Genomic DNA, 6,480 nt, shown 5'->3' with positions numbered 1-6,480 from the left:
GTGATTTCCGCCGCCGCGGGCCGATAGGTCTCGACCGCCTCGTAGTCGGCGCGGACGAGCCCGGCCACGAACGCGCTGAGCCGCGAATCGGCCCGGATGCCGGAGGTCCCGCCGGCCAGCCAGTCGACGAGGTCCAGCACGGCCTCGTCCCCGAAATCGCGGACGCCCCGGTCCGGCAGCAGCCCGGGTGGGAACTGGCTGGACACGATCAGCCGGCGCGGTGCCGGAAAACCGTTCTGCCGCACCACATTCAGCAGCTCGTACCCGACCAGCGCGCCCATGCTGTGGCCGAACACGGTGTACGGCGCGTCGAGCACCTCGGCCAGCGCGTCGGCCGCGGCTTCGGCCAGTTCCGCCAGATCGGTCAGCGCGGGCTCGCCGGTCCGGTCCTCCCGGCCCGGGTACTGCACGGCCAGCAGTTCGACCTCCGGCGGAAGCAGCGGCCGCCACGGCCGGAACGCCGACGCGCCGCCCCCGGCGTGCGGAAGGCAGACCAGTTGCTGCCGGACCGGGCCCTCGCCGGGAATCCGTTTGATCCACGCGGAACCGGTCATCCTCGCGCCCCGCTCAGCATCGCGGCGTCGCGCAACCCGGCCGCGTCCCGGCGCAGTGCCACTTTGTCGACCTTGCCGGTGCCGGTCAGCGGAAGGGCGTCGAGCACGACGAGGTGTTCGGGGAACTTGTACCGGGCAAGGCCCTGGGCGTCCAGGAACTTCCGCACCTCGCGCAGCCCGGGCCGCTCGGCGCCGGGTGCGGGCACCACGCAGAGGCAGACCGTCTCGCCGTGGATCTCGTGCGGCACGGCGACCCCGGCCGCTTGGGCGATCGAGGGATGCCGCAGCACCATCGCTTCCAGTTCCTCCGCGGAGATCTTCTCGCCGCCGCGGTTGATCACGTCCCGCAGCCGCCCGAGAATCTCCAGGTTTCCGCCGGGATCGACGCGCACGAGATCGCCGGTGCGGTAGAAGCCGTCCGGCGTGAACGCTTCGGCGGTCGCTTCGGGATTGGCGTAGTACCCGGCGACGGTGTAGGGCCCGCGAGTGAGCAGTTCCCCTTCCTCGCCGGGCTCGACGTCCGAACCGTCGGCGGCGACCACCCGGATCTCATCCTCGGGCAGCAACGGCCTTCCCTGGGTGTCGCGGATGACGTCGTCCGGGTCGTCCAGGCGGGTGTAGCAGAGCAACCCCTCGCTCATCCCGTAGCACTGCTGAACGGTGCCGCCGAGTGCGGCGCGGAGTTCGTCAGCCGTCCCTGGCGCGAGCCGGGAACCGCCGACCAGCAGTACGCGGAGGGACGACAGCTCGCGGCTGGTCCGCTTCGCTTCGGCACTCCAGCGCAGCGCGACCGAGGGCACCAGCGTGCTGTGCGTGACCCGCTCTCGTTCGATGATTTCGAAAGCACCCGAAGGAGATTCGGGCGAACTCAGGACCACGGTCGCCCCGACGGACAACGCACCGAGAATGCCCGGGCAGTTCATCACGAAGCCGTGTTCGGCGGGCATCACGACCAGGTTCACCGCGTCCCGGGTCATCGCGTTCACGGTGATCGCGTGCCGGATCATGCAGCCGTAACCCTCGTGCGTCCGCGCGATCGCCTTGGGCAGACCGGTGGTGCCGCCGGAAAGCAGGAACACCGCCGGGTCGGACGGGGCCGCCGCGGGCTTCCACGCGCTCGGGCGTCTCCTCGCCGGGGTTCGCACAACAGCGCGAGATCCACCTCGTCCCCGGTGGTCTCAGCACCCGCACGAGCAGGTTTTTTCAGCCCGGCATGGCGTTCTCGCAGCCGGCGGGCGACAGTCAGCGCTTCCTTGCGCCGGCCGGACGCGTCCACCGCCAGCAGCACCGGCCCGGTCACCGCGACGACGTGGTCCAGCTCGTGTTCCCGGAAGGCAGGCAGGATCAGCACCGGCGCGGCACCGAGTTCAAGCGCCGCCAGCACGAGCACGACGTACTCGGCGCAGTTGGTCAGCGCGACCCGCGATCCGATCGCCAGGACGCACGCCCAACCCGGCGAGCCGGTCCCGCGCGACGCCCACCCGCGTCGCCGAGTTCCGCGTAGCCGAGGCGGCGCGCACCGTCGACCACGGCACACCGGCCCGCCGCTTCGGGCGAACTGCCGGCGGATCGGCGTCACCACGAGTTCGTCGTTCCACAGCCCGGATTCCCGGTACCGCCGCGCGCGTTCTCCGGTCACCCCGGTCATCGGGGCACCGCCGCACCGGCCAGTTCGGCGAGCCGGCCGAGGGTGTAGTCCTCGGTGTCCCACAGGTTCACCGCAAGCCCGAACCGGGCGGTGAGCTCCAGTTGCAGGTCAGTCGTCTCGACCGAGCTGAGCGCGAGGTCCGCGCGGAGCCGGGTCGAGGAGTCCGCCTCGGCCAGGGTTTCGGCGTCGATGCCGATTTCGGTCAGCAGGTCGAAATCTCTTCCGCGGCCGGGGCCGGGTGCGAGGATGGCACAGCTCTCCATACCTTTCACGGTCTTGTCCCGCGTCCGGGCGCGCGGGAGTTCGGAAGGGGCTGTCCGGGGTTTTCCGGACGGCGGGGCACAGCAAGGCATTCAGTGCGGATCCGGCAGCGCCGCGCGGATCTGCTCGGCGAGCCCGGACAGGTCCCGCGCGTAGGCCTCGGCCATCGCGGCCACGGCGGGCAGGCAGTGCGGCGGCACCGCGCCGAGGATGTCCGACCGGCGCCCGAGCGCCTGTCCGGTCAGGTTGAGCAGGTGCAGCAGCACTCGCCCGGGTTCGCTCGAACGCAGCGCCGGGTCCGTGCGGAGCTGGCGCAACAACAGCGCCGCATCCACCCGCGGCGGGGCTTCCGGCACGGTCTCGGCGCGCGGACGCCGCTGGTCCGGAACCGGATCCTGGCCGGAATCCAGCCGCCGCCGCACGTCGTGCGCGGTGCCGAGCGAGATCCCGGCGCGGCGGGCGACCTCGCGCAGGGACAGGCCGGGCTCCTCGGCCAGCAGCGCACCGGCCTGGCGGCGTCCCTCGGCCGCGGACAACGGGCGCGCCCGTCCGTCGCGGCCGACCCGCGCGGTGTTCGACCCCGGAATTTCCGCGGTCGAACGCCGCAGCGCGCCCACCGTCTTGTCCGAGAGCCCGGCCAGATCCGCTACCACGTGGTCCGACCAGCCCGGGAATTCCCGCACGATCCGCACCGCCGCGGCCCGCCTGCTCTCCAGCGACAGCGGAAGGCCGTGCGCGATGTTCGACCGCACCGCGTAGAGGAAACACTCGGATTCGGTGCCTTCGCACAGCACCGCGCGGATCCGCTCGTCCTCGCGCAGCACCGCCGCCCGCACGCGGTGTTCGCCGTCGATCACGCGCAACGTGTCGCGCTGCACGACGATCGGCGGCAGCACCGCGGGATCGCGGCCGGTCAGCATCCGGACGTGTTCGGCGACCGGGCCGTCCACCCGCGGCGAACCGCCGAGCACGAGGTTCCGCACCGGCAGCGAGACCGGAGCGCCGGACAGCACCGCGCCGGGTGTCGCGAAGCCGATCACGAGCCGCTCGCCCGCGCCCCCGGCCGCCACCAGCATCGCCGGGGCAGGCCCGTTGAGGTCGGCGAGCACCCGGTCCAGCGTGTCGACCAGATAGTCGACCTGCGCCAGGCGCAGCCCCGGATGGCACGGCAGGTTGATCAGCGAGCTGAACCACAATCGTTCCGCCACCGGGCATTCGCCCGGCCCGTGCCCGCGGTGGCGCCATTCCGGGAGCAAATGCTGCGGGAAATAGCGGAGCTGGATCTCCACTCCGCCGCGGTCGAGCGCGAGCACCATTTCCTCGCGCAGTTCGGCGGTTTCCGCGAAGCAGGTGTAGAGGTGGTAGGCGTGCGTGCTGCCCGCCGGGGCGGATTGCGGGGTGACGAAAGAATATCCGTCGATCACCTCGTCCAGCCGCGAGGCGATCGCCCGGCGCAGCGCGGCCAATTCCGGCAGCCGCGCGAGCTGCACCACCCCGACCGCGGCGGCGGCCTCGGACATGGTCGCGTTCGTGCCGCTTCGGCGGATCCGGTGCACCGTGTCGCGGTATACGCCTTCGGAGTACTTCATCCACGGCAGCAGCAGCGGTTCGTCCTCGCCGGGCAGCGCCGAGGTGCTGAGGTGGCCGTCGTAGTCGTTGCCGCGCAACCGCCGCAGCCGGTGCGCCCAGACCTCGTTGTCGCAGGTGATCATGCCGCCCTCGCCGAGGGTGGTGATGTTCTTGGAGTTCTGGAAGCTGAAGCAGCCGAGGTCGGCCAGCCCGCCCGGCGCCCGCCCGCGGTAGCCGGCGCCGAGCGCGTGCGCGCAGTCCTCGACGACGAGCACCCCGTGCGCACGGGCGATCCGCATGATCGCGTCCATGTCCGCGGGACAGCCGCCGTAGTGCACCAGCAGCAAAGCCTTGGTGCGCGGGGTGATCAGCGCCTCGAACGACGCCGGGTCGACGGTGAGCGAACCCGGGTCGACGTCGCAGAACCGGACCCGCACGCGGTGGTCGAGCAGCGGCTGGACGGTGGCCTGGTAGGTCTGCGGGGTCGCGATGACCTCGTCGCCCGGCTCGAGATCGAGCATCTCGACCGCGAGCTGCACCGCGACCGTGCCGCTGGTGACCGAGACCGCGTGCCGGGTTCCGACCATCGCGGCGAACTGCCGCTCGAACCGCGAGCGGTGCTCGCCCATGGACAAAGTGGACTCACTGGTGACCAGCTCGACCAGCGCGTCAGCCTCGGGCGAGGCCAGCACGCTGCCGCGCAAAGGACAGGACACAATGAAGTTTCTGGACACGGCCGAACACATCTCCCCAGTTCAGGTCGAATGCCATCCGCCTCATTCAAGCATCGCGGACGAACCCGCTGGAAGTGTTTTGTCCCGACCGGGAATGTCAACCGGGTAAAGCTGTTTTACCGACCCAAGTTCCTTGCGCGGCACGGCGCGGACTGCTATCGACTGGTGAACTTGTCACCTCGCCCGTACGCTGAATGTACATTGTGGACAGACGTTTTTGGCAAGGCCGAACAATAGCAATCGTCCCCCGTTTCCAGCTTCCTCCTTTCAGGTGACGAAACAGCGGTCAATTCATTCCTGAGCGTTGCCCCCGGAGCCGTCCCGAAGCAGCCAGCCGCCCGTGAGTCCGCTCACTGCCGCGAGCACGCCGCACACCAGCAACACCAGCAACACCCCGTGCGTCGCCCCGGCACTCCCCTCGCCGCGGGTCGCGTAAACCGCGCCGGACACCGCGATCCCGAGCGCCAGCCCGAGCTGCCGGGAGCTGTTCGCGGCCGCGCCCGCTGTGCCGCCGTACTCCGCGGGGACCGAGGCGATCGCCACCGCGGGGAAGACCGGCGACACGATGCCCGCACCGATTCCGGTGAGGACCAACGCCGGCAGCAAGGCGATCCAGGTCGGGCTGAGCAGCACCGCGACCGCGGTCAAGCAGCCGAAGCCGAGCAGCATCGTCGCGCCGCCCAGCACCCGGCCCGGCGACCTGGCGTGCAACCGTCCGCTGATCAGCGCCGACACCGCGACGAACACCACCACCTGCAGCGCCAGCACCGCCGACGTCGCCGCCGAACTGAGGCCGGTCCCGTTCTGCAGCCACAGCGAAATCACCGGCAGCGCACCGAATCCGGCGAAGTAGTAGCTGAACGCGACGAGCAGAACGCCGAGGAACCGGCGCGTCGCGAACAAGTCGGTCGGCACCATGGGTGCGCTGCTGCGCCGTTCGACGACCACAAACGCTCCGATGGCGACCGCCGTGACCAGGTACCCGATCACCGCGCCAGCAGACGACCATCCGCGATCGCCGCCGGTGATGACGGAATAGGTGAGGCCCGTCGCGGCGAGCGAGAACGTGGCGATGCCCGGGTAGTCGACGGTGCGGCCGCGCGCTCGCGGCCCCTCCTTCAACGACGTCGCCGCCATGACGATCGCGACCGCGCAGATGGGCAGGGAGACGAAGAAAATCCAGCGCCAGCCGAGCACCTGCGCGAGCACGCCGCCGGAGAAGGTGCCCACCGCGCTGGCCACTCCGGCGACCGTTCCCCAGACCGCGAACGCACGGGCGCGGTCCCGGCCCTCGTAGGTCAGCCCGACCAGCGGCAGGATCGTCGCGAACATCGCCGCGCCCGCGACGCCCTGCACGACCCGCGCGGCGATCAGCTCGCCGGGCGTTCCGGAGAGGCCGCAGGCGAGCGTCGCGACGGAGAACAGGACCAGCCCGGCGAGGTAGACGCGCTTGCGGCCGAGGAGATCGCTCAACGAGCCGAAGCCCAGCAGCAGACCGGCGAGCGCGACCGTGAAGACGTCCACGATCCATTGCAGCTGCCCGTATCCCGCGCCGAGCTCGGCTCCGATCGCGGGCAGCGCGACGGTGACGATGCTGGTGTAGATCAGCAGCAGGAACGTGCCGACGCACGCGGCGATCAGTGGAACCCAGGACGGCGCGGCCACCGCGGGTTCGGCGCGACTCGTCAAGTGAGGCATACCTAAGATCGTGGTG

At 70.9% G+C, this 6,480-nt stretch carries 6 protein-coding genes; all 6 read right to left on the bottom strand.

The window, feature by feature from the left end; genetic code table 11:
- Positions 1–554, bottom strand: a 554-nt coding sequence (locus DMP23_RS42720; RefSeq protein WP_337824332.1) for a thioesterase II family protein, incomplete at its 3' end; no start/stop codon positions are given.
- The gene (locus tag DMP23_RS42715) at positions 551–1,633 is read right to left on the bottom strand and encodes an AMP-binding protein (RefSeq protein ID WP_337824331.1); all 1,083 of its coding nucleotides are present in this window, start codon (positions 1,631–1,633) and stop codon (positions 551–553) included. The genes DMP23_RS42720 and DMP23_RS42715, both read right to left, overlap by 4 nt.
- Positions 1,558–2,202 carry an AMP-binding protein gene (locus DMP23_RS42710; RefSeq protein WP_337824330.1) on the bottom strand — a complete coding sequence of 215 codons (645 nt, stop codon included), beginning with the start codon at positions 2,200–2,202 and terminating at the stop codon, positions 1,558–1,560. The genes DMP23_RS42715 and DMP23_RS42710 overlap by 76 nt, the downstream gene beginning before the upstream one ends.
- Complete coding sequence (locus DMP23_RS42705) at positions 2,199–2,465, bottom strand: hypothetical protein (protein ID WP_337824329.1); 267 nt, start codon at positions 2,463–2,465, stop codon at positions 2,199–2,201. The genes DMP23_RS42710 and DMP23_RS42705 overlap by 4 nt, the downstream gene beginning before the upstream one ends.
- 90 nt (positions 2,466–2,555) lie before the next feature.
- On the bottom strand, positions 2,556–4,766 hold the full coding sequence (locus tag DMP23_RS42700; protein WP_337824328.1) for an aminotransferase class V-fold PLP-dependent enzyme: 2,211 nt from the start codon (positions 4,764–4,766) through the stop codon (positions 2,556–2,558).
- Between the two features lie 291 nt (positions 4,767–5,057).
- Complete coding sequence (locus DMP23_RS42695; protein WP_337820788.1) at positions 5,058–6,464, bottom strand: MFS transporter; 1,407 nt, start codon at positions 6,462–6,464, stop codon at positions 5,058–5,060.
- Positions 6,465–6,480 lie beyond the last annotated feature (16 nt).

The sequence above is a fragment of the Amycolatopsis sp. A1MSW2902 genome, from assembly GCF_017312175.1.
Taxonomy (GTDB): domain Bacteria; phylum Actinomycetota; class Actinomycetes; order Mycobacteriales; family Pseudonocardiaceae; genus Amycolatopsis; species Amycolatopsis nivea.
This window is presented reverse-complemented; position numbering and strand designations above follow the sequence as displayed.